Source organism: Vibrio sp. McD22-P3 (genome assembly GCF_021568915.1).
In the GTDB taxonomy this organism is placed as follows: Bacteria; Pseudomonadota; Gammaproteobacteria; order Enterobacterales; family Vibrionaceae; genus Vibrio; species Vibrio mediterranei.
Genome location: NZ_JAKGTN010000001.1, coordinates 330,480 through 352,037, shown reverse-complemented (window position 1 = coordinate 352,037; position 21,558 = coordinate 330,480). Strand labels below are relative to the sequence as shown.

Below are 21,558 nucleotides of genomic sequence, written 5' to 3'. Positions count from 1 at the left end.
ATGCCAACCTATCGTTATAAAGGGCGCAATCTTGATGGTTCAGAGATTTCTGGTCATCTAGAGTCTGCCAGTGAAGAAACCGCGGCGGAGATTTTGATCTCTCGTGGGGTGATTCCAACGTCGATCTCACAAGGTGGGAAGTCAACGTCATTTAGCGACAGCCTAAGTGCATTGATAGCGCCGGCGGTACCTTTAGAAGTGCTGGTTATTTTCTGTCGTCAGTTGTTCAGTTTAACGAAAGCCGGTGTGCCATTGTTACGCTCCATGAAGGGCCTGACGCAAAACTGCACCAACAAGCAGCTGAAATACGCATTGGAAGAAGTCGTTAATGAACTAACTAATGGGCGTAACTTATCTAGTTGTATGCAGCTTCACCCTCGCGTGTTTAGTCCACTTTTTGTTTCTATGATTGCTGTGGGTGAAAATACGGGACGTTTAGACCAAGCATTAGAGCAACTGGCTGCCTATTATGAGCAAGAAGTCGAAACTCGTAAGCGTATTAAGGCGGCAATGCGCTATCCAACCTTTGTGTTGACCTTTATCGTTGCCGCGTTGTTTGTACTGAATATCAAAGTTATCCCTCAGTTTGCTGATATGTTTGCCAGGTTTGGCGTCGATCTTCCTCTTCCCACTCGTATTCTGATTACTACCTCGAACTTCTTCGTCGGTTATTGGCCGCTGTTATTGGGTGCGATGGCTGGCAGTTTGTTTGCGTTTCGTGCTTGGCTTGCTACGGCCGCGGGTAGGGAAAAGTGGGATCATATTAAGTTGAGGCTGCCTATTGTCGGCGGCATTGTAAATCGTGCTCAACTTTCACGTTTCTCAAGAACATTTGCTCTTATGCTTCGTGCTGGCGTGCCTTTGAATCAGTCATTGGCGTTATCGGCTGAAGCAATAGACAATAAGTACTTGGAAAACCGCATTATGGAAATGAAGGCGGCTATTGAGGCCGGAAGCACGGTGTCTTCAACTGCTATTAATGCCAATATTTTCACGCCGCTTGTTATTCAGATGATCTCTGTCGGAGAGGAAACGGGTCGTATTGATGAGCTTCTGTTAGAAGTTTCGGATTTTTACGATCGAGAAGTTGATTATGATCTGAAGACCCTAACCGCCAGAATTGAGCCGATTTTGCTCACTGTGGTTGCTGGAATGGTATTAATACTGGCTCTTGGCATTTTCCTGCCTATGTGGGGCATGCTCGATGCCATGAAAGGAATGTAACGAGCGATGGCTATCAAGAGTGTCTTTTTCCAAAGAGATGCGCTGCGTTGGCTAATTTGGAGTTGTGTGATTCTAGTACTTGTAGGGTTTTTCTTATCTACGGTGAATCGTAATCAAGAAAAAATCACCCGTACTCAAGCGGTAGTGATCGGCAAAGTTATGCAACAGCGCATTAATGAATTGCATCAAGCTTGGTTAATAGAGAAACAACCAAATTATCTACAAGTTGATAATACCGTCGTAAAATTTGACCAAACCGGTTGGATTACCCTATCAAATAATGAAAATAGAAACTGTAAATACTTGTTATCAATACTTTACAACGACGCGGATTCTATAAAACACAATCTATTTATAAAATCAGAGCGAATTGATAAAAAAAACTATAGTTGTGTATACGGTATAAATACTGATATTGAAATTAAAGCAATTAAAATTAATAGCTTGCATATGGAAGTCATTTTTTTGACTTGAGTAAAAAAATTGACGTTAATGCTTTGTAATCATTATTCAACTAGTTATAATTTGGGCAGAAAATCACACTTTTGATATAAATGGATCAAATAATGAAAAAAGCTCAAGGTTTTACACTAGTCGAGTTAGTCGTGGTTATTGTGGTATTAGGCCTACTTGCAGTAGCGGCTCTACCACGATTTGTTGATGTAACAGAAAGTGCAAAAGAATCTAGCGTTGAAGCGGTTGCTGGTGGTTTTGCAACTGGTGTGTTATCAGCTCGCGCGCAATGGGAAGCTAATGGCCGAACTAAGTCAGGTGTAAATAACTACGTTGATTACGATGGCACTCGTTTCTGGTTGACTCGCTCGGAAGATGGCACAACAGGCTTCCGTGATGGTTACCCTAGTAATACTAACGCTAACAATAGCAACAACGTAAATGTCGAAGCGTGCGTATTCCTTATGGAGAACTTACTGCAAAACTCTCCAGCGGTTGAGCAGTATACAAACAGTCCTTCAAAAGGCACTAAGTACTTAGCGCAGGCAGTGAGCAGCACTAAATGTCGCTATACACAAAACGAAAGTAACCGTCATTACTTCGAGTACGATATTCGTACCGGTAAAGTTACTGTTGAACTTAAATAAGTTGTAGGAATATAAAAATGAAAAGACAAAGTGGTTTCACGCTAATTGAAATGGTCGTGGTGATCGTTATTTTGGGTATTCTTGCAGTAACTGCAGCACCTCGTTTTTTAAATCTACAAGGTGATGCTCGTGAATCATCTCTCAATGGTTTAAAAGGTGCGATTTCAGGTGCAAATGGCATTGTTTACGGCAAAGCTGCAGTAGAAGGTGTTGAACAGCAAGCAACGGCTACCATTAATGCGGGTACTAATGAAGCAGTAACGGTTGCATTTGGTTACCCAACTGCTGATGCTGCTGGCCTTGTAAGTGCAGTAGATGGCTTGCAACAAGATTGGATGTTTGCGACTCGTCGTGACGCGCTAATTGCTACCTTTGATGATGGTTCAAATGCTAACTTCCGTACGATTCGTCAATCTAACTGTTTTGTAAGATACGACGAATCAACTCAAGCGGGTACAGCACCTAGAGTAACCGTTGAAGCGTCAGGTTGTTAATTAGCCAAGACGCAAAAAGGTCAGCTCCGGCTGGCCTTTTTTGTGTTGTGATAGGTATTCTGATTTTTAACGATTTCTAATGATAGATAGGTGAGTTAGTACTGTCCTTTTGTATACTATTTATCAATCATTTTCGCAGGTACTACTATGTTAATCCCACAACGTAAGTTATCAGGGTTTACGCTAATCGAACTGATCGTGGTGATCGTTTTAGTTTCGATTGTGTCGGTAGTGGCTGCGAGTCGATTTTTAAACCGTTCGGGCTTTTCTGTCATTGCAGCACAAGAACAAGCTATTGCGATTACTCAGCAAATACAGCTCGGGCGAATGCAATCCAATATTAGCGATATCGGTGAGCTCAATAGCCGCTACCAACTGGCGATTAAAGATGGTTGTTTTGGCTCTCGGTACAGTTGCACTCTTGCGAACCCTGAAGAGCAATCGGACTATTTAGCGTTGGATAACATTCAGGTCTCTGCTCCCACTAGCTTGTTGAATTTTGACTTACTTGGTCGTCCAGTATGTGAATCTTGTACTTACCCCATTACGATTCAATTCACTCAATTTAGTGAATCGGCATCCATTTGTATTAATTCAGAAGGTTTTGTCGATGCGTGCTAGAAAAATGAGTCAAGGGATGACGCTGATCGAAAGCGTACTTGCCATAGTGATCTTGGCTATCGCTTTGATTACATTGACGAGCTTCTTATTCCCTAGTGTGCAGAAAAGCGCTTTACCGCACTACCAAGTACGAGCAGCTTCATTAGGACAAGCGGTGTTGAACCAGATATTAGCTGTGAGTTTTGATGAGCAGAGCGATCGTAACGGTAGCCTATGGCGTTGCGATGAACTTGATAAGCAATGCACATCACCCGCTTCATTAGGTCCGGACAAGAACGAGCAGCCCGCCTTCTATAATGATGTCGATGACTATATAGGCTGCTGGTACGGTGCCAACGCCCAGCAGCAGTGCCTGCAAGGCTTATCTATTACAAGACTTCTCGGTGGTGATGAGCAAGACGACTACCGCAATTTTGTCGTTAATATTCTGGTTAGCTACGACTACGATAACGCACTCGGTGGTCAAGTAACTCCGCATCAAACAAGCTCGTTCAAAAAGATCATTGTCCGTGTGTCAGCGAGTAATTTCACCGAATATGAGTTTGTTGCGTATAAGGGGAATTACTAATGTCATTCTCCGTTAAGCAATCAGGCGGTTTTACCTTACTAGAAATGATCATCACCATGGTGGTGGTTGGAATTCTGTTTTTAGGAATTGCTGGTTTTGTCGAGTTTGGTGCCCGTGGTTATGTGGATTCAGTAGCGCGCACTAAAATCCAGAACCAAGCACAGCTTGTTATTGAGAAAATGTCCCGTGAGCTTAGGCACGCCGTCCCCAACAGCATTCAAACCTCTTTGAACGGTCAATGTGTCTCATTTTATCCAATAACCTTTTCCGGCTTTTATCATTTGGATGAGAAGTTAGGAAAAACTGAGTTTGTGGTGGGTAACATTAACCAATATCCCCATAAATTTGCCAATACCGAAAGGTTGATCATTAATCCAAGTCGACAGCAAGATCTTGAAGGTCGTCGAGCGATAAGTTTGGCAGGGGTCAGCTCTGTGGTCGAAGCACAATATTTTACGTTAAATCAACTACCAGAACAGAACTCGGTTGGGCAGCGTTTGTATATCTACAATTCAGCAAACAAGGTCGATTATTGCATTACCACGTCTGGTCAGATAGAGCGAAACGGTATTCGTGTTGCCACCAATATCGAACCAGTAAAAAGCAGTTTTACTCACCTGGAAGCGTCACTACTTCGCTCAGCTTTAGTTCGTCTAAATCTAGTATTTAATCAAGCGGGAGAAGCGTCTAACTTCCAACATGATGTACAGGTGCTTAATGTCCCCTAGAAAACGTTCACAGCAAGGGAGTGTCTACATCGTTGCCATTTTTGTTGTGGTGGTAATGGGTATGTTGGCAATGAATCTCAATAGAATTCAATGGTCAAGTAACGAGGCGCTATCACGTGAGTTGATTGGTACCAAAGCTTGGTTTTTGGCGAACTCTGGTGTTGAGTGGGCGTTGACGCAGCTCTATCCATTAAATGAATCGAGTCTAACAGAAGAGCTAGAAATCAGATGTAACCAGCTTCAACCATCGTCATCTGTAGCAATGTCTTATTTAATTTCTCAAGTGGGTATAAACTGCCGTAGGCTTTCAGTTCAGTGTGAAACGGTTAATGGTGGCGACCTAGAACTGATTCCAAAACAGCTCAGCTATTTTAAAATTACCAGCACGGCAATATGCGGAGATGGACAAGGGTTTGATATTCAGCGTCAGCAAGAAGCTTGGGTAAAAGGATTCTCTGAATGAAGCAATTGATCGTTCTATTTATTAGCTTGTTCGTCGTAGCAAATAGTTATGCAATAGGATATTGCGACTACTTTCCAGAATCAGTTCAAACTAACTATCGCCAAGATGGTTACCCTTACGTCTCTCAAGTGGACTTTTCGGGGCATGACCAGACGCTTATTTTTGATGTGGATGGTTTTAAAATGCCATTCAATTATCTAGCGAACAGTCCAGCTCATAGCGGTACAGCGGCCCACTGTTACTATCCAAATGCTCCAACTGATAGTTGTGCAGTGAACCCAACTAATCATGCGCCCACTTTACCAGTTGATTTACCTGTCTTTCCTACGAACCTTGAACCCTCAAGTTGTAGTGATAAGCACTGCTCATTGCCAAGTGGTAGTAGAGTGCAATCTATAACGATGAGGCAAGGTAAGACTCTTACGTTAGAAGGAGGGGAGATTTGGATTGGCTCGTTGACCTTGGAGCATGCAGCAAAAATCAAAGTGAGTGCGCCAACAATCCTGCACTACCGCCAGTTCTACATAAGTGGTCATTCACATATCAATAAAGATGGCGCAATAACTGATCTTATTTTAATTGGACACGGCTCTAACGCAGCTATCAATCTGACGAATCACAATAAGATCTCTGCTGCCCTATACGTAGATCCATCTAGTTTTCAAAAGGGGTTTAGGGTAAGCGGTGAGCACAACGATCTTAATATGAATATTACGGTCAACCATATGTCGGTCACAGGTAAGAAGAATAGCTTTAATTTACCTAAGTTGTGCGATGACACACCACCTCCACCTGAGTTTAAGCTTGATCTTTGCCCTTATTTCAAAGAAGAAGTGCAGACTACCCTTTATGACACATCTGGATCGCCACAAGGGCTTCTGAATGTGAATAGTGAATATGACAATGATAGAGACGAATGGTTTGATGATTTTGATGTCAACGCTATCGTTTTACCGCGCAATAACACTGGCCTCGCGTTTTCTCGCTTTACTAATAACAGCACTTATGGCGGCTGCTTTTATACGTCTTCATCCATTGGCTTACGTGGCTTTGGTTGGCAAAACTGTCAAGTGGAGCCCACGAAGAGCTTTGAAAACTATCCACCGCAATTGGATGATTTTCCGAGTGGTGACTATTCGAGCGATTTTAAGTGTAAAGACGGCAAAGTATGTCATTTGAAATGGACTAATAATAAGATCAAGAAGTTAGAGGTTAAAGATGACAGTAAGCTTATTATTGACTCTGGCGAGTATTGGGTTAATGAGCATATACATCTGGAAGATGCGGAGATCCAACTGATCAATGGGCCAGTTAAGATCAATTATCGAGGAATAAAAGCAAACGGAGAGCTGTATCCGCCTCACTTCAAAGATGAGCTAAAAATCAATACATTAGGAAACAGTGAAGATTTACTTTTTGTCGGGCATGGCGCGGGCAGTGACATTGAAATAGAGAGTGAAGACTCTGTTATCAAAGCCTATTTTTATGTCCCTCCTGAAGCTGCTACTGTCGGAACGCGAGGTTTCTTAGTCAATGGTGAAGACAACTACATCTTTGGTGGAGTTGCTGCCCCAAATGTGACGCTTGGCGAGCGTGACTATGATGATCGGAAACGACATAAAGACAGAGATGATAACGATATTGAAGGTGAGGGTAATGTGTTGTTTGCGCGTATTCCTGCGCAATGTAAAGCTCCACCACCAAGTCAAGACTACTATTTGGAATTAGAGCCATTAAAAGGTATCGCATTGAGTTGTGAAACCCAACGAGTCACGTTTAATGTGGTAGATAAGTACGGTAAGCCTATTGAAGACTACACCAAAGGCGTCAGAATTACAGTGCCTGCCTCTGCCACAATGCAATTGATAGAAGGGATTCGTATTAGCGAGGGGCTATACAACCCAAGTACTAACGGCCGGGTTATATTTGATGTGAGTAGCCAACATATCGAACAGCTCAGCGTGTCCGGTGAATTGGTGGAGAGTGCGAACAATACGCTTGTGACAGGTAACTACGAGTTTACGGCAAACAAGTTTGAATTTACGCCGCAAGCGTCTAGTTTGATTGCTGGAAAATCGGCAACGCTCGAAGTACGCCCTGTGACCTGTAATGTAACGCGTTCAGGTCTGTCCCAAGTTGTAGCAGCAAAAAACTATTCTGGAGTGCAAAACGTTGATATTACAACGACACGTTATCTAGAACCCAAATCTCCAACAGTACAGGCATCAGTTAAAGTCAAAGCTGCACAGAGTAATGATTTTGTGCCAATTCCAGTGACGGATCTCGCACTAGATTTTTCTCATGGCAGCAGCACCCCTGATGCTGGTCGCAGTGCTCTGATGGATATTCAATACGATGAAGCTGGGCGAGTTTCTTTTGAGTTATCTCAGACGCGTTGTGTCAATGAGAGTGAGCATAACCCTTCAGACCAACAAGGTGCGGACGCCGCGAAGCAATGCGTCACATATAAAGGAGTTCACGAGTTAAAAGTAAGGCCGTGGACGTTCGCGATCTGTGATGCATCAAACTACCAATTAGCATTAGATGGTACTTCATCTCAAGGCAGTGGCTATAAAGCAGCAGGGGAACGCTTTAACCTAGATGCCGTTCCAATTCGATGGCAGAAAAATGGCGCGACTCAAGGTGAAATTCCGATATTGCCATCCTTTTGCCAGTCGCAATTTATCACCAAAAATTACTTCGATAATGATGCGCCTGTCTCCAGTGTTTTACTCACTGCCACTGAGAACACGCCTGCAGTTAGACCTGTCGACGAAAGATTCCCTATTAAAATGGATGGTGAGGACGGGTCAACATTTGTTCGTAGTAATCGAGGTAGTAATGGTGTGTTGCCATTTTACGCTCTCTATTGGGAAGATGTCGGAAGTCTTCTAGTACAGACTCAAAGTCAATCGAACTATTTGGGGATGGTAATCAATCCAAGTAGCCGTAGTATCGGCCGCTTCTATCCTCATCATCTTGCTATGGTCTCCAATCAATGGGGCTATGAGTCAGGGCATTCAGGGTTTGCATATATGGGCCAACCAATAAAACCAAGCTTTGTTGTGGAGGCGCGTAATCTAGAAAAATCACCTACCCCTAACTATGGTTATTTTGCCTCCAATTTGATGGTGACCTTAAATCATGTTGCTGCCAATGAAAGTGGTGATAGTTACTTACCGAGAATAAGTGCGACGGCAACGAGTTGGGATAGTGAAGCTTGGAAGTGCGATTCTACTGACTTGTCATGCAGCACTTCACGAGCTCGACTTGAGGCTAGCTTTGGTGATTATGTTTTCTCTAAACGTTATCAACTGGATGGTGTTACCTCGATAAAAGAACTGCCTGTTAAAGGGCACTTTGGGGTACAGTCTAATTTAGTTGACGGTGTAGATTTTGAAAGCCCTTCTTTAACCGTAAGTGGTACCAACGCGAAAGCGTTCCCAATACAACCCGAGTTTCGTTATGGCCGTATGTTGATAGATAACGTTGGTGGCGATTTGACAACGGACATCAATATCCCTTTGAGAACAGAATATTGGACTGAGACTGGGTTTGTGCTCAATGATGAAGACAGTGGTTCTGTATTCAATGGTAAGCACTACTGCCGGCAGATCTTGTGGTCAGGTCAGCTAGAGACGGATGCAAAGCTGTTTAATAAAGACGGCAATACTATAACCACAGAAGATGCTGCCATCAGCCAAGGTAGCAGCAGCCAACTCTTTGCAAGCAACAATAGGATTCGCGAACAAGTTAATTTGTGGTTAAGGCTTGATCAAAGTGCCCCAATTAAACTGAACCAAAACGATAGTGCTGTTAAGTGTTTTGACAGTAATGCCGGTCGTTCCTGGTTGAGATATAACTGGCGCGGTGTGGGTGATGAAGATCCACATGCTGTAGTGACCTTCGGATCACATAGAGGAAATGATAGAGTCATTTATCGAGGTGAGCCACGCCTTATCGGACAATAAATCCTGTGAATTTTTTGCGTTAAGTAAGGAAACTGTAAGAAAATGCGGGTTTCACCCCATGTTTCTGCTTCAATGCCTTGCTGTGATGGCAAGGCATTGGTACATTTAGTGCAATTTTTGTCTTCTCATTCTTGCAGGACGAGCGAAGAATATGTTTAAAAAACTGCGTGGCATGTTTTCTAACGACCTATCGATAGATCTAGGTACTGCCAACACACTGATTTATGTAAAAGGACAGGGTATCGTCCTTGACGAGCCTTCTGTAGTAGCAATCCGCCAAGATCGTGCGGGTTCAGCCAAAAGCGTTGCGGCGGTAGGCCATGCAGCGAAGCAGATGCTAGGTCGAACGCCTGGTAATATTTCTGCGATTCGTCCAATGAAAGATGGCGTTATTGCTGACTTCTATGTGACCGAAAAAATGCTTCAGCACTTTATCAAACAAGTGCACGACAACAGCGTTCTTAAACCAAGCCCACGTGTTCTAGTTTGTGTCCCTTGCGGTTCAACACAAGTAGAGCGTCGTGCTATCCGTGAGTCTGCACTGGGTGCAGGTGCTCGTGAAGTGTATTTGATCGATGAACCTATGGCTGCTGCTATTGGTGCAGGTCTACGCGTCTCTGAGCCAACAGGTTCTATGGTTGTTGATATCGGTGGTGGTACAACAGAAGTTGCGGTTATCTCACTTAACGGTGTGGTTTACTCTTCTTCAGTACGTATCGGCGGTGACCGATTTGACGAAGCGGTTATCAATTATGTGCGCCGAAACTACGGCAGCTTGATTGGTGAAGCGACTGCTGAGAAGATCAAGCACGAAATCGGTTCTGCGTATCCAGGTGATACGGTTGAAGAGATTGAAGTACGTGGTCGTAACCTTGCAGAAGGTGTGCCTCGTAGCTTTAGCCTAAACTCAAATGAAATTCTAGAAGCGTTGCAAGAGCCATTAACTGGTATTGTATCGGCAGTGATGGTTGCGCTTGAGCAATGTCCGCCAGAACTTGCTTCTGATATTTCTGAAAACGGTATGGTACTAACAGGTGGCGGTGCACTGCTACGCGATCTAGACCGATTGCTCACTGAAGAAACTGGTATCCCTGTTGTTATCGCTGAAGACCCACTAACATGTGTGGCTCGTGGTGGCGGTAAAGCTCTAGAAATGATCGACATGCACGGTGGCGATCTATTTACAGAAGAATAATGGTTTCACTCTAGTTTTGGTGTGGCACTGAAACTAGAGTCCACATCAGGATTATGAGTACATGAAACCAATATTTGGTCGAGGTCCTTCTTTACAACTTCGGTTATTTCTTGCTGTTACTTTATCAGCCGGCTTAATGCTGGCTGATAGTCGTTTAGATACATTCTCAAATTTCCGTTACTTATTAAACAGTGCAGTCGCACCGATTCAGTATGCCGCGAACCTTCCTCGTACCATGTTTGATGGTGTCTATGAAAGGCTAAATACTCGACAAGGTCTAGCCGAGCAAAACGTAAACTTAAAACGCGAAGTGTTGCGCCTTAAAAGTGACTTAATTTTGCTTGATCAATACCGTGAAGAGAATCAGCGTTTTCGTGAGCTTTTAGGCTCATCTTTCGTCCGAGATGAAAAGAAGATGGTGACAGAGGTGATGGCTGTGGACACGTCGCCATATCGTCACCAAGTGGTGATTGATAAAGGTCGTATCGACGGTGTTTATGAAGGTCAGCCGGTTATTAATGAAAACGGTATCGTTGGTCAAGTGACCTTCGTTGGCGCTCACAACAGCCGTATTATGCTGCTGACGGACTCTAACAGCGCAATACCAGTGCAAGTCATTCGTAACGATATTCGAGTTATTGCATCAGGCAATGGGTCTATCGATGAGATTCAACTAGAGCACATTCCAACAAGTACTGACATTCAGAAAGATGACCTGTTGGTGACCTCTGGTCTGGGTGGAATCTATCCCGAAGGCTATCCAGTTGCTCATGTTAAATCGGTACAACGAGACAATCGACGAGAGTTTGCCAGCATTATTGCGGAGCCCGTGGTCGACTTTGATCGACTGCGATACTTACTGTTGATTTGGCCGAGTAATGATAGACAGCAACAAGCGGTTGAAGATACGCTGAACGCGCAATAAAGGATTCTCATACTATTATGGCTAATAGTTCATTTCGCAGTCACTTAGTGATCAGTGTGTCACTGATAGTGGCGCTTGTATTGCAAACCATACCTTGGCCAGGCGTGCTAGACTTCGTAAGACCGTCATGGTTGTTCTTGGTTCTAGGGTACTGGGTATTAGCACTTCCGCACCGAGTAAATGTGGGTACCGCATTGATTGTTGGTCTGACTTGGGATCTACTGGTCGGATCTACCTTGGGTATTCGCGGGATGATGATGTCGATTGTCATCTATATCGTGGCTCTTAATTTCTTGGTACTTAGAAACATGGCACTTTGGCAGCAAGCCACGATCATGGCCTTGATATCTATGCTGCTAGAAGTGTTTATCTTTTTTGGTGAGTATTTGATCCAAGACGTCACTTTTAATCCGATGTCGCTGTGGAGTGGTCTGATTAACTGTATACTTTGGCCATGGATGTTTTTACTGTTGCGTCGTGTAAGACGGCATTGGCATGTCAGGTAAATCAATGACTACAAAGATAGTATTGGCGTCAACTTCACCAAGACGCAGAGAGCTGTTAAGCCAGCTCGGATACCAATTCTCAGTGGTGAGCCCTGATATTGAAGAAGTGAAACAAGCCCAAGAAAGTGCTCAACAGTACGTTGAGCGCTTGTCGTTAGAGAAAGCGATGGCTGGGCTTGAGCTGAGCGACTCCAGATCTGTAGTTGTCGGTTCTGATACGGTCGTCGTTTTAAACGAACATGTACTAGAAAAACCCAATGATTTCGAACATGCCAAAGCTATGCTTCAAGGGATGTCGGGAGAAAAACATCAGGTGCTCACTGCTGTCAGTGTTGTATCTAAGAATAAGCAGTCATCGGTCGTGGTAACGACGGATGTATGGTTCAAAACACTTAGCGAAAAAGAAATCGAACAATACTGGTTAAGTGGAGAACCTCAAGATAAAGCTGGCAGTTATGGAATCCAAGGATTAGGGGGACGCTTCGTCACTCGAATCGAGGGCAGCTATTACGCTGTAGTTGGACTGCCACTGTATGAAACTGACCAGCTCTTGCAAGAATTTATAAATAATTAAAAATATTGAGGTGCGCTCATGAGTGCAGAGCTGTTAATAAACGTAACCCCTAGTGAAACAAGGGTTGCCATGATTGAAGGTGGGGTTCTCCAAGAAGTCCACATTGAGCGCGAAGCAAAGCGTGGAATTGTTGGCAACATCTATAAAGGTAAAGTGAGCCGAGTCTTGCCTGGAATGCAGGCTGCTTTCGTGGATATCGGCCTCGAAAAAGCGGCGTTTCTGCATGCTTCCGACATCGTACCGCACACTGAGTGTGTGGCTGAAAATGAAAAGAAGCAGTTTCAAGTCCGTGATATTTCTGAGTTAGTTCGTCAAGGTCAAGACATCATAGTGCAAGTGGTCAAAGACCCGCTTGGAACTAAAGGTGCTCGTTTAACCACGGATATCACCCTCCCATCCCGTTACCTCGTCTTTATGCCTGGCGCGAGCCATGTCGGTGTTTCTCAACGTATCGAGAGCGAGGAAGAGCGTAACCGTTTAAAGAATGTGGTTGCTGACTACTGCGATGAAAACGGTGGCTTTATTATTCGAACTGCAGCAGAAGGTGCGAATGAAAAAGAACTGGCGCAAGATGCTGCATTCCTTAAGCGTTTGTGGACCAAAATCAATGAACGTCGTACTAAATATAAAACGCGTTCAACGTTATATGGTGAACTGGGTTTAGCGCATCGTATTCTTCGTGATTTCGTTGGGACGGAAATTACTCGTGTTCAAGTGGATTCAAGACTGATTTTTGAGAGCTTAAAAGAGTTTACTAGCGAGTTTGTACCTGAACTGGAGAGTTTGCTTGAACTTTATGAAGGCGATAAGCCCATTTTCGATATGTACGATACCGAGAATGAGATACAACGTTCACTTGAACGTAAAGTCGACTTAAAGTCTGGCGGTTACTTGATTATTGATCAAACTGAAGCGATGACAACAGTTGATATTAACACCGGTGCATTCGTAGGTCGTCGCAACTTAGAAGAGACTATCTTCAACACCAATGTCGAAGCAACGCAAGCTATTGCTCGACAGCTTAGACTGCGTAACTTAGGCGGTATCATCATCATCGATTTTATCGATATGGGTCTTGAAGAGCATCGTCAACGTGTGTTGAACTCTCTAGAAGGGGCACTTTCTAAAGATCGAGTGAAGACGAATATCAATGGATTCACCCAGTTAGGGTTGGTTGAGATGACACGAAAAAGAACTAGAGAAAGTATTGAACATGTTCTTTGTAGTGGTTGTCCAACTTGTGAAGGCCGAGGTTCGGTTAAAACTGTCGAAACAGTTTGCTATGAGATTTTACGCGAGATTACGCGTGTTAATCGAGCTTACGATGCCGACAAATTCGTGGCTTATGCGTCTCCTGCTGTTGCTGAAGCACTTGAAGGCGATGAATCTCATGCATTGGCTGAACTGGAAGTCTTTATAGGTAAACAGGTTCGAATTCAAGCTGAGCCTTTATATATTCAAGAACAATTTGATGTTGTTATGATGTAATGAGTAATTTGTGAGTTCTCGCGTTAATCGGATTGTCCGTTTTTTTCTCTGGTTACTACTGACCGTATTGGTATTACTTGCCTCTGCGGTCACAGTGTTGCGTGTGGGTTTGCCACAGCTAAACAAAATTCAACCAGAAATTGTGACTTGGGTAAACCAAGGAACAGGTCTCAATATTTCTTTGAAAGATGTGCGCGGTTTTTGGCGTAACACTCACCCTTCTATTTCTCTTCAAGGTGTTGTTGTAGGTCTTCCTGAAAGTCCTGAAACCAAATTCGAAGTCGGGAACTTAGAGCTCGAATTTGATTTGATTCAAACCATTATTCAAAGACAGCCTGTCTTAGCGGATATGGTCATTAATGACATGATGCTGGACATTCGTTCGGTCGATTTACTAAAAGCGACCGAGCCAAAAACGGTTCAACAGCCCAAGCAACCCGCAGCGAGTGGCGAGCAGTTGGTCAACCGCCTAGATAACTTGTTATTAAGGCAGTTAGATCGCTTTGCTGTCGCTAATTCAACTGTGTTGTATCAATCTATATCTGGTGAAGAACGTCAGTTAGATATAGAGAATCTGCAATGGCGGAATCAAAAGGCACGCCATTTAGCACAGGGCACCATCTCCATTGCCGATGCAAACTTAAACTCGCTAGAAGTTAGAGCGGACTTTATTGATAAAGGTTCGTTGTCGAATGTCTCTGGTGACTTTTATGTGGCCGTGGACCAAATGTCACTGTCCCCGTGGCTGTCTGAAACTCAAAAGCAACAAACTGGTATTAAAGATGGTGAAGTAAGCTTACGCAGCTGGATTACATTGGATAACAGCACTGCAAAAGAAGCTTATCTTGAAGTGTTACCATCTGAGCTTAGTTGGTCTAAAGATGGCAAAGACCACGATCTATTCGTCGAGTCTGCGGTTATGCATTTATTGCCATCAGATGCTGGTTGGCAGCTGAATGTTCATGAAGTTCAAGCCAGAACTAATGATGTTCCGTGGCCTGAACTAGATATTGCAGCAGAATGGAATCGCCAACAGCAATGGCAAGTGAATATTTCTCAGCTCGATGTGAATGCGTTAAAGCCATTGGCATCACTAAGTCCTGACCCGAGTGTGGAAGAGTGGTTAACTAAACTCAACCCGGGTGGGCTGATTGAAGATATTCGACTGTCCCAAACTAATGGTACTGACTCCCTGAAATATTCGGCACACCTTGAGAATATGTCGATGTCGCAATGGGAACTTTTGCCGGGCTTCTCTCATGTCTCAGGATCGGTGCGCGGTAATATGAAGCAAGCTCATGCCCGCGTTAACGTTATTGATGATCGTTTCCCTTATGGTGATGTGTTTCAAGCTCCACTAAATATTAAGCAAGGTTTGGTTGATATTCATTGGCAAAATAACGACGAGCAAGGTTGGTCGTTATGGTCTGATAAAGTGACGGCTGCGACGCCAGACTTGCAAGTGCTTGGTGCTTTTAGACTTGATTTCCCTAAGAATGACAGCCCATTCTTGTCATTCTATGCCGAAGCGGATCTTTACAACGCAGGTGAGGTTTGGCGTTATCTGCCAACTTTAGCTATGGGGCAAAGTCTTACGGACTACTTATCGGCAGCGATCCAAGCGGGTCGAGTCAATACATCTAAGCTGTTGTGGTATGGCAAACTGTCAGACTTCCCATATCGAGAACACAACGGCATGTTCCAAGCTTGGGTGGGACTTCGCGATGCTAAATTTAGTTTTGATACCAATTGGCCACCACTGACTGACTTACAACTCGATTTGTTGTTCCAGAATGAGACCATGTATTTGGACTCTCGTTCTGCGACACTGATGAACGTTAAAGGCCAGCGAATCACGGGTCGAATTCCAGTACTCAGTGGTGATGGGCACCTTGAAATAGAAGCGAAGGCAACAGGTCAAGGCAGTGCCGTCAGGGATTATATGACCGCTTCGCCGCTAGTGGACTCGGTTGGTGCCGCGTTAACCGCGGTTCAAGTTAGTGGCGATGTGAATGCCGACTTCCAGTTGTATATTCCGTTTTCTGGCGACGATACTCCGTCCAGAGCTTGGGGGTATGCGGAGCTAAAAGACAATCATGTCGAAATTGATGCTCCCCCAATGACGCTGGAAAAAGTGTCCGGTAGAGTTGAGTTTGACAATGATGTGGTGAAAGCGACAGGGCTGTCTGCAAACTTGCTGAACCAGCCGATTTTCCTTGATTTTCAAGGGCAGAATGCTGGCAAAGGTTATTCGGTTGGAATTGATGCGGTTGGAGATTGGAAAACCGCACCACTAGAGCCTTATGTTGGTGATAAGGTGGTCAGTCGACTGGCAGGGCATTCGCCTTGGAACCTAGACGTGGATATTCAGCTTAACGATGTCGGCTTTACTTACCAGCTTGACCTGAATGCTAACCTTGCAACCATTGCGAGTGAATATCCTTATCCACTCAAAAAAGCGTTTGGTGAATCAGGTAAAGCAAGGCTTCAAGCTTCCGGAAACCAACAAGCTATAACCGCTAGATTGCAGTTACCCTCCGTTAAATACCAAACCGAGATTGATATCACAGGAGAGGTTCCGGTTCTTAAGGCGACTAACTTGGTGTTGGGGAAAGGTGGGTTCAAAATCAGCCCTATAGTTGGCCATCACTTCCAAGTACGGTCCGATAAGTTCAATGTCGACCAGTGGAGCGAGTTGTTTAAAGAGCCGCCGAGTGAAAAGAAAGCATTACTAGATGAGCTGAATAAACCGGAGCTTCCATTACCTAAACGGGTAAACGTGGAAGCGAAAGAACTGATGTTAGGTGGTATTGAGTGGCACGATGTGAACTTCAATGCCAGATACAAAAAAGGTGGCTGGCAGTTCGATCTTGATAGCCAAGAGGCAAAAGGGCAGGCGAGTTACAGCGACAACAACGAGTTGTATGTTGCGTTGAAGCGTCTGCATATCTACGTGCCAGAATTTGATAAGAAGGCACAGGATGATGAGTCGCTGATCACTCAGGAAAACCTTGAAGCGCCATTAGTGACTGAGTTTGATAAAACCTTCTTTGATATCATGCCGGATACTCAACTGACGATTGATAACTTCTGGTTCCAAGGTTACAAAGTCGGCAAAGTGGATATGAATGTTGAACGACAAGGTAATAAGCTCGTTTGGAAAAAACTGGACTTATCGAGTGGGACAAACAAAGTACATATTGACGGCAACTGGATGGTCGCTGGTCAGCAAAATAAAACACAGGTCAACCTAGCAGTCAGTGGTGAGAACAACAGTGATCTTATGGAACGATTTGGTATTACCTCTGGTATCCAACGTGCACCATTTGATCTCGACTCAAAGTTAACGTGGGATGGCGCACCATGGTCGATGCGAGTAAATACCGTCAGTGGTGAAATCAGTACTAAGCTAGGTAAAGGTATTATCTCTGATGTGAGCGGTGCCGCACGCTTGCTTGGTTTGTTTAGCTTGGATTCCATTATTCGTAAGATGCAGCTCGATTTTACCGATGTATTTGATAAAGGGATGGCGTTTAACTCAATTACAGGTAGCGGCAAAATCAGAGATGGCGTGTTTGTGACCAATGACATTAAGATGGATGCGGTCGCTGGTGAAATGACGATTAAAGGATTGGCTGACCTCTCGACTCAAACCGTCGACGCTGAAGTAAACTTTACGCCTGACATGACTTCAGGGATCCCTATCATTACGGCTTTTGCGGTGACGCCTCAGACAGCATTGGTTGTGCTTGCCGTGACGACAGTGATATCACCAGTAGTTGAGGTCGTGACACAAGTTAACTACTCAGTTAAAGGTCCACTGGACTCACCAACGGTAAGTGAGATTTCGAGGAGTCAGGGAGAGTATAAGTTACCTGAAAACCTCAAGAAGGAGATTAAGTAACACCATGAGCAAGGAACGCTTTGGCATCATACAAATGACATCAGGACCTGAACCAGAAGAGAACTTCAAGTTCATTGAACATAAGGTTGAGTTTCTTTCTGCTAAGGGGATGAAGTGGATTCTTACCCCAGAGAACTCGCTGGTTTTTGGTTCCCGTGACGATTATCACCGTCACGCGGAATTTTTAGGAAAAGGCAAGTATCAAGACAAGTTATCTGACTTAGCAAGACGCCATCAGATTCACCTTATTATTGGCAGCTTTCCTATTCGGGTTTCTGAAACGGAAGTGACTACAACAACGCTGGTCTTTGACGTAAATGGGCAGCGTATGAATCATTATGATAAGCTGCATATGTTTGATGTAGACGTCAATGATGGTCACAAAAATTACCGTGAATCAGAAACGTTTAAAGCGGGTACAAGCATTGCGATGGTGCCGACTGATTTTGGTGCGGTGGGCTTAACCATCTGCTATGACCTGCGTTTCCCACATCTATTCAGTGCGTTGAGGGCTCAAGGGGCGAGCGTAATTGTTGTGCCTGCGGCATTTACTGCGGTGACTGGAAAGGCACATTGGGAAGTCCTGTTGCGTGCTAGAGCGATTGAAAACCAATGTTGGATAGTCGCAGCTAATCAATGTGGCACCCACCCGTGTGGAAGAGAAACCTGGGGACACTCTATGGTGATATCGCCTTGGGGAGAGGTTCAAGGACGGCTTGAGCAGCAGACAGGTACAATAACCGCCGAACTGAATTTTGATGTTGTTGAAGAAGTGAGACAGAGTATGCCTGTCGCTAAACACATTCGATTTGAACAGCACTTACACTAATTATATTTACTATAAAGAGTAATCATATGGAACGCATAGAAGACGCGCTATTAGGGCCTACAGGTCTGTCTGAGCAAGATATTGAAGCTACGCTTGCGAGCATTGCAACTCGCCAGATTGACTATGCGGATATCTATTTTCAATCCAGCTGGCACGAATCTCTAGTGCTCGAAGACAGCATCATCAAGGACGGTTCATTTAATATCGACCGCGGTGTTGGTGTTAGAGCGGTTGCTGGCGAAAAAACGGGTTTTGCATACTCAGACCAAATCACACTGGATGGTCTGAAGCAAAGTGCAGTAGCGGCAAGAGGCATTGCACAGCAAGGTCAAAGCGCGCAAGTTAACGCGCTTACTCGTCGCGATAATCAAGCTTACTATGCAGCGGTTAACCCATTAGAAAGTTGGGAAAAACAACAAAAAACTGAACTGCTAAAGCAGCTTGATGCCTACATTCGTACTAAAGAGCCTTTAGTTAAAGAAGTCTCTGTCAGCTTAAGTGGCGTCTATGAGCAAATGCTAGTGGCGGCAACCGATGGAACCTTTGCTGGAGATGTGCGCCCATTGGTGCGCTTATCTATCAGTGTATTAGCACAGAAAGGTGACCGTCGTGAGCGTGGTAGTGCCGGTGGTGGTGGCCGCTATGGTTACGATTTCTTCCTCTCAACAGAAGAAGGTCAACAAGTCGCTTACAACTATGCGGATGAAGCCATTCGCCAAGCGCTAGTCAATCTGGAAGCGATTGACGCACCTGCTGGTACTATGCCAGTTGTACTAGGTTCTGGTTGGCCGGGAGTACTGTTACACGAAGCCGTAGGTCATGGCCTAGAGGGTGATTTTAACCGTAAAGAGTCATCAGTATTCTCTGGCAAGGTAGGTCAGCAAGTCACATCAAACCTGTGTACGATTGTTGATGATGGAACACTGCAAGACCTTCGTGGTTCGCTTAACGTGGACGATGAGGGTGTTCATGGGCAGTACAATACGTTGATTGAAAATGGCACTCTAAAAGGTTACATGCAAGACAAGCTTAATGCGCGTCTAATGGGAGTAAACCCTACAGGTAACGCCCGTCGTGAATCCTATGCCCACTTACCTATGCCTCGTATGACCAACACTTATATGTTGCCGGGTGAGCATTCTCCAGAAGAAATTATCTCTACCGTGAAGAAAGGTCTTTATGCACCAAACTTTGGTGGTGGTCAGGTTGATATTACCTCTGGCAAGTTTGTGTTCTCAGCATCAGAAGCGTATCTCATCGAAGACGGTAAGATTACTGCGCCAGTGAAAGGTGCGACGCTAATTGGCTCTGGTATCGAAGCGATGCAGCAAGTCTCTATGGTGGGTAATGACCTGAGTATCGACCGCGGTGTTGGCGTCTGTGGTAAGGCTGGGCAAAGTGTGCCAGTTGGTGTTGGTCAGCCAAGCTTGAAGTTAGATGCACTAACTGTCGGCGGTACTGACTAAGTTCACAAGTATAAAGCAAAAACTACCGTCATCCCCTTTTTCAAGGGGATGACGTCTCAGCCACTTACAAGTTTTCCTCTGCAAATTCGGCCAATCTACTTCTTACCACACCATTTAAGTGAATGTTGGCACTGCCTCCGAAGTTCTTAAAGCGCTCAACCATATATGTTAACCCTGATGTTACTGGCGTTAAGTACGGGGAATCAATTTGTGCTAAGTTACCCGAGCAGACAATCTTAGTCCCCTCACCACAGCGAGTAATGATGGTTTTAATCTGAGAGGCTGTTAAGTTCTGGCACTCATCGAGTAAAACAAACGCATTTTGGATTGAACGTCCGCGCATGAAGTTAATAGATTTGAACTGAATGTTCGCTTTATCACAGATGTATTTCAGTGAGCCCTCAGTGCAGTGATCGTTCTTGTGTAGCGCTTCGAGTGTATCGGTAATGGCAGCCAACCAAGGCATCATTTTTTCTTCTTCAGTACCCGGAAGAAAACCGATGGACTCGCCAATATCTGGTGTATTTCGGGTGACGATGATCTTATCGAACATACCTCTCTCTATCGTCATCTCTAGCGCTGCAGCCATAGCGAGTAGCGTCTTACCACTACCAGCGGCACCTGTGAGAATCACTAAATCGATATCAGGGTCGAGTAAAGCATCCATGGCCATGCCTTGGTAGATATTCTTAGGGCGAATGTCCCATGCTTGTCGACACAATAGGCGTTCTTGGCTCAGATCTCGAATTGTCACTTTATCACTATCAATGTTGGCTACTCGTCCAGCAAAATCACTACTATCATCGATCAAGTATTGATTGATAAACGTTGGGTCAATCGCGGCTCTGTCGAAAGTGTGATATGTCTTGTTGGCGAGGGTTTTGGTTTCCACCTCGTCAATATGTTCCCAAAACGCCCCTTCAGATTTTTGAAAACCTTTTGTGAGGTACTGAACATCATCGATTAGTTGATCAGTACGGTAGTCTTCAACAAAGCGAACACCAGCTCCTTTAGCTCTTAAGCGCATGTTGATGTCTTTAGTGACTAAAACGACTTCTCGAGGAGAGCGTTTATTTTGCAAGTAGAGCACCGCATTGAGAATCCGGTTGTCGCCTTCCTTGTCGGCGAAAGCTTTGACTGTTTCTTGCAGCACATAATCTGCCAATATTGAAATGGTTCCTGTTGCTTCCATTTGGTGAGAGAAGGGAATTCCTTCAGAAATTTCATCAGGCGTCGCTTCTTTAAAGATATCTTCAAGAGCTCTAATTGCGACGCGTGCATCACGAGCAACATCGCGTTTGCTGTCCTTAATGCGATCGAGTTCTTCAAGTACGGTCATGGGTATGACGACGTCGTGTTCTTTGAACGAAAAAATGGCGTGGGGTTCGTGGAGAAGGATGTTGGTGTCGAGAACGAAAAATTTACGGTCGGTATCGCCCATAGAGTCTCCTTGCCGCAACTGGCGCTTGTCCTTTGCGGTTAACTCGGATTGGGAACGAGTC

The 21,558-nt window shown here is 44.5% G+C and carries 18 protein-coding genes; 17 read left to right on the top strand and 1 reads right to left on the bottom strand.

What is annotated here, in order from left to right:
• The 17 genes from L2W36_RS01600 (at position 1) to tldD (ending at position 20,056) form a co-directional block, all read left to right on the top strand.
• A complete protein-coding gene (locus tag L2W36_RS01600; RefSeq protein WP_006070996.1) occupies positions 1 to 1,224 on the top strand; it encodes a type II secretion system F family protein in 1,224 nt (407 codons plus the stop codon).
• 6 nt (positions 1,225 to 1,230) lie between these two features.
• Positions 1,231 to 1,698: a hypothetical protein gene (locus L2W36_RS01595; protein ID WP_006070998.1), complete on the top strand. Its 468-nt coding sequence runs from the start codon at positions 1,231 to 1,233 to the stop codon at positions 1,696 to 1,698.
• Positions 1,699 to 1,787: 89 nt separating this feature from the next.
• A complete protein-coding gene (locus L2W36_RS01590; RefSeq protein WP_412104842.1) occupies positions 1,788 to 2,324 on the top strand; it encodes a prepilin-type N-terminal cleavage/methylation domain-containing protein in 537 nt (178 codons plus the stop codon).
• A gap of 17 nt (positions 2,325 to 2,341) precedes the next feature.
• Positions 2,342 to 2,818 (top strand): type II secretion system protein, encoded by a 477-nt coding sequence (locus tag L2W36_RS01585; RefSeq protein ID WP_006071001.1) that lies wholly within the window; start codon positions 2,342 to 2,344, stop codon positions 2,816 to 2,818.
• A gap of 147 nt (positions 2,819 to 2,965) precedes the next feature.
• Positions 2,966 to 3,439 carry a prepilin-type N-terminal cleavage/methylation domain-containing protein gene (locus tag L2W36_RS27400; protein ID WP_006071003.1) on the top strand — a complete coding sequence of 158 codons (474 nt, stop codon included), beginning with the start codon at positions 2,966 to 2,968 and terminating at the stop codon, positions 3,437 to 3,439.
• The gene (locus L2W36_RS01575; protein WP_236109159.1) at positions 3,429 to 4,007 is read left to right on the top strand and encodes a type IV pilus modification PilV family protein; all 579 of its coding nucleotides are present in this window, start codon (positions 3,429 to 3,431) and stop codon (positions 4,005 to 4,007) included. Before L2W36_RS27400 ends, L2W36_RS01575 begins: the two co-directional genes overlap by 11 nt.
• A complete protein-coding gene (locus tag L2W36_RS01570) occupies positions 4,007 to 4,735 on the top strand; it encodes a PulJ/GspJ family protein (RefSeq protein WP_006071005.1) in 729 nt (242 codons plus the stop codon). Before L2W36_RS01575 ends, L2W36_RS01570 begins: the two co-directional genes overlap by 1 nt.
• Entirely contained in the window at positions 4,725 to 5,198 is a 474-nt protein-coding gene (locus tag L2W36_RS01565; RefSeq protein WP_236109158.1) for a hypothetical protein, read from the top strand. Before L2W36_RS01570 ends, L2W36_RS01565 begins: the two co-directional genes overlap by 11 nt.
• Entirely contained in the window at positions 5,195 to 9,169 is a 3,975-nt protein-coding gene (locus L2W36_RS01560; protein WP_236109157.1) for a DUF6701 domain-containing protein, read from the top strand. Before L2W36_RS01565 ends, L2W36_RS01560 begins: the two co-directional genes overlap by 4 nt.
• Before the next feature lie 151 nt (positions 9,170 to 9,320).
• The gene (locus L2W36_RS01555) at positions 9,321 to 10,364 is read left to right on the top strand and encodes a rod shape-determining protein (RefSeq protein ID WP_006071009.1); all 1,044 of its coding nucleotides are present in this window, start codon (positions 9,321 to 9,323) and stop codon (positions 10,362 to 10,364) included.
• Between the two features lie 61 nt (positions 10,365 to 10,425).
• Positions 10,426 to 11,289 carry a rod shape-determining protein MreC gene (gene mreC, locus L2W36_RS01550; protein WP_006071010.1) on the top strand — a complete coding sequence of 288 codons (864 nt, stop codon included), beginning with the start codon at positions 10,426 to 10,428 and terminating at the stop codon, positions 11,287 to 11,289.
• 17 nt (positions 11,290 to 11,306) lie between these two features.
• Positions 11,307 to 11,795 (top strand): rod shape-determining protein MreD, encoded by a 489-nt coding sequence (mreD, locus tag L2W36_RS01545; protein ID WP_006071011.1) that lies wholly within the window; start codon positions 11,307 to 11,309, stop codon positions 11,793 to 11,795.
• Positions 11,796 to 11,799: 4 nt separating this feature from the next.
• On the top strand, positions 11,800 to 12,369 hold the full coding sequence (locus L2W36_RS01540) for a Maf family protein (protein WP_031493050.1): 570 nt from the start codon (positions 11,800 to 11,802) through the stop codon (positions 12,367 to 12,369).
• A gap of 18 nt (positions 12,370 to 12,387) precedes the next feature.
• Positions 12,388 to 13,857, top strand: a complete 1,470-nt coding sequence (rng, locus tag L2W36_RS01535) for a ribonuclease G (protein ID WP_006071014.1) — start codon at positions 12,388 to 12,390, stop codon at positions 13,855 to 13,857.
• 10 nt (positions 13,858 to 13,867) lie between these two features.
• Positions 13,868 to 17,761: a YhdP family protein gene (locus tag L2W36_RS01530; RefSeq protein ID WP_236109156.1), complete on the top strand. Its 3,894-nt coding sequence runs from the start codon at positions 13,868 to 13,870 to the stop codon at positions 17,759 to 17,761.
• A gap of 4 nt (positions 17,762 to 17,765) precedes the next feature.
• Entirely contained in the window at positions 17,766 to 18,590 is an 825-nt protein-coding gene (locus L2W36_RS01525; RefSeq protein ID WP_236109155.1) for a carbon-nitrogen hydrolase family protein, read from the top strand.
• 26 nt (positions 18,591 to 18,616) lie between these two features.
• The gene (tldD, locus tag L2W36_RS01520) at positions 18,617 to 20,056 is read left to right on the top strand and encodes a metalloprotease TldD (RefSeq protein ID WP_006071021.1); all 1,440 of its coding nucleotides are present in this window, start codon (positions 18,617 to 18,619) and stop codon (positions 20,054 to 20,056) included.
• Positions 20,057 to 20,120: 64 nt separating this feature from the next.
• Here the strand turns inward: tldD and L2W36_RS01515 are convergent, their stop codons facing one another.
• A complete protein-coding gene (locus L2W36_RS01515; protein WP_236109154.1) occupies positions 20,121 to 21,497 on the bottom strand; it encodes a PhoH family protein in 1,377 nt (458 codons plus the stop codon).
• Positions 21,498 to 21,558 lie beyond the last annotated feature (61 nt).